Raw genomic sequence first — 2367 nt, 5'->3', positions numbered from 1 at the left:
ATAATAATTCCCTCAAAGATTAGGTACAGCAACACATAAACCCATCTTCACCCAACAACAAGCGAATAATGCTTAACAATTAGTTACTCACTGAAACTAAACCCAATATTTCTCTATCCATTCCCTGAGTGGCTACAGAAATAACCCATGCTGCCACCCGTTCCCATCGCGTACCCAACGCATACGGGATGGTGGCATTTTTGTATCTAACGCGCACCGCAGCGCCAATCTAAACATCGAGCCTTTATTTAGGAATGAGCCTTTGAGGAATCAGCTAAAACTGATGCTACTCGATGGGCTGATCTCCTATTGCGGCAAAGGTTCATTACCTAAGTAAGGATAAGCATCGTGAGTACAGCATTAACTTTCAAAGAACATGAAATCGTTCCATTTGACAATAAGGACGGGAAGATTTGGTTTACGGGTGAGCACTTGGCTGAATTACTGGGCTACAAAGATAGTAAGAAAGTGGCGAATCTTTATAGCAGGCATAAAGATGAATTTACTGAGAGCATGAGTACCATTGCCAAAGTGAGGACCTCGGAAGAATCAATAGGTTACGAACATCTTATGTCTGACATTAGACTGTACTCTCTTCGTGGTGCATATCTTATCGGCATGTTTTCCCGAACCAAGGTAGCCAAAGAACTTCGCATTTGGTTACTGGATCTCGCGGAGAAGGAATCAAATATTGATATCGGTACGCTTGATATTGCTGCCATGACTCAACTTGCAGGGCAAAAGATGCACGATTTAATAGATGTCTTTAATAAGGCTTCTTTAAAACATCGTGGACAGAAAGGAAGCGGCCTAATGGCACAACGTAAGCGGGATATCAAAAAAATCAAGGAAGCCACAAAGCTAGCTTTAGAGCTTACACAGTTTTCCATCCCTGATCTGGGTGACTTCCCTGATGAAGAGGGAGGTCCCGCATGAACCACGAACAGTTTATCGAGAAAAATATACAGGCCGAGTTAATTAAGCTCGGCTTTTCTTCATCTATCGCGGGGATGGCAAGTGACCGAGCAGTTGAACATTATCGCTGCTCTAGTTCACCCAGCGGGAAAGGTAAGCTGTTTGATGATTGTTTAAGTATCGCTAAGGCATGGGCGAGCAAGTACACAAGACGGTGATTTTATAAAATTCTGCAAACGTCATTCTAGGAGTGGCGTTGATAGAGTTTTGTGTAAGTTTTGGTCTGGTGTGGTCTCAAGATCCTACGGGATTATATAAATTGAGGTAGTTGATTATTCTGAATGAGGCAAAAACTATTATGAAAATTCGTATTAATGAAGACGGTAGCATCACAGTCAGGACGAATAGATGCACGGCGTCTTACGGTAAGAATGGGAAGCTCAAACTAGCCAGAGGCTGTTTTAAAGCTATTTCTGAAATCCCCGAAACACTTGTCATTCACAATGCATTCGAACCGAAGGCAGAAAAGGAACAGGCAACTATGGCTTGCGATAGCTTCAAGGTCTTCCACGCCGCGAGTGGGCCTTACATTAAATCAGCCACTATTGACTCTGCGAAGATAAATCAAGCCCGTGATGAACACCTCCGCCAGATAGTGCGCGAAGAGATACGCCAGTTCGTTACCCGTGAGAGCGAGCGCGGCGGGTTGTTTTCGCGGTGGTGATGTATGCCCCCGCGTATCCCCAGAGCCTGTCGCAAACGTGGCTGCCCTAAGACCACTACCGACCGCAGCGGCTACTGCCCTGACCATCTGCACACAGGCTGGCAATCTCACCAACAGGGCAAGAACCGGCATGAACGCGGTTATGGCAGCAAGTGGGACAAGTTAAGAGCGACCATCAAGCAACGGGACAAACAGTTGTGTCAGCAATGCTTACGTGAGGGGCGCGCAGTAACAGGTGTGACGGTTGACCATATCATCCCCAAGGCACACGGTGGCACGGATGAACTATCCAATTTGCAATTATTATGCTGGGCTTGCCATAAACGTAAGACCGCCACGGAGAGACTACGATGAGTGAGAGACAAGTAAAACTATCACGGATATTCAAAGGCGGTAGCTTTATGGGCTATGCCTTGAGTGTCGATGGCCTATTGTTATCCAACCAGCAGAACGTAACTGTTGAGACTAAGGCGAAAGATATTCATCCCATACTGACGGTGACCTTTGCGGTGACCAATGAAATGGCAGATGAGGCAACTGATATTTATATTTAGTTTCACGATAAAACCGTATCAACAGGAATGGTCATGAAGCGGTAGGGGGAGGTCAAATCCCTGCCACTCTCACCCTTAAGGACCGCCGCCTTAGGTCTTTTTTTATACCCGCGAAAAATGAAATTTAAATCGGGTGTTTTTGTATCCCTTTTTCACTGTTTCCTGAATACAGGA

The 2367-nt window shown here is 45.5% G+C and carries 5 protein-coding genes; all 5 read left to right on the top strand.

The features are described 5' to 3' along the window. Positions 1–348: 348 nt before the first annotated feature. The 5 genes from IQ211_RS18895 (at position 349) to IQ211_RS18875 (ending at position 2193) form a co-directional block, all read left to right on the top strand. A complete protein-coding gene (locus tag IQ211_RS18895) occupies positions 349–936 on the top strand; it encodes a BRO-N domain-containing protein (protein WP_282885596.1) in 588 nt (195 codons plus the stop codon). Further along, positions 933–1133 (top strand): hypothetical protein, encoded by a 201-nt coding sequence (locus tag IQ211_RS18890; RefSeq protein ID WP_189761342.1) that lies wholly within the window; start codon positions 933–935, stop codon positions 1131–1133. The genes IQ211_RS18895 and IQ211_RS18890 overlap by 4 nt, the downstream gene beginning before the upstream one ends. Positions 1134–1273: 140 nt before the next feature. Next, complete coding sequence (locus IQ211_RS18885; protein WP_189761341.1) at positions 1274–1639, top strand: hypothetical protein; 366 nt, start codon at positions 1274–1276, stop codon at positions 1637–1639. A gap of 3 nt (positions 1640–1642) precedes the next feature. Beyond that, positions 1643–1993 carry an HNH endonuclease gene (locus IQ211_RS18880; RefSeq protein WP_189761340.1) on the top strand — a complete coding sequence of 117 codons (351 nt, stop codon included), beginning with the start codon at positions 1643–1645 and terminating at the stop codon, positions 1991–1993. After that, complete coding sequence (locus IQ211_RS18875) at positions 1990–2193, top strand: hypothetical protein (protein WP_189761339.1); 204 nt, start codon at positions 1990–1992, stop codon at positions 2191–2193. Before IQ211_RS18880 ends, IQ211_RS18875 begins: the two co-directional genes overlap by 4 nt. The last annotated feature ends 174 nt before the right edge of the window (positions 2194–2367 follow it).

The organism is Xenorhabdus griffiniae, from assembly GCF_015163655.1.
Taxonomy (GTDB): Bacteria; Pseudomonadota; Gammaproteobacteria; order Enterobacterales; family Enterobacteriaceae; genus Xenorhabdus; species Xenorhabdus griffiniae.
The sequence above is the reverse complement of the archived record's forward strand: the minus strand, read 5'-3'. Positions and strand labels throughout refer to the sequence as shown.

Coding starts and splice junctions, on each gene's coding strand:
- IQ211_RS18890 (WP_189761342.1), top strand. CDS start 933: ATGAACCACGAACAGTTTATCGAGAAAAATATACAGGCCGAGTTAATT.
- IQ211_RS18885 (WP_189761341.1), top strand. CDS start 1,274: ATGAAAATTCGTATTAATGAAGACGGTAGCATCACAGTCAGGACGAAT.
- IQ211_RS18880 (WP_189761340.1), top strand. CDS start 1,643: ATGCCCCCGCGTATCCCCAGAGCCTGTCGCAAACGTGGCTGCCCTAAG.
- IQ211_RS18875 (WP_189761339.1), top strand. CDS start 1,990: ATGAGTGAGAGACAAGTAAAACTATCACGGATATTCAAAGGCGGTAGC.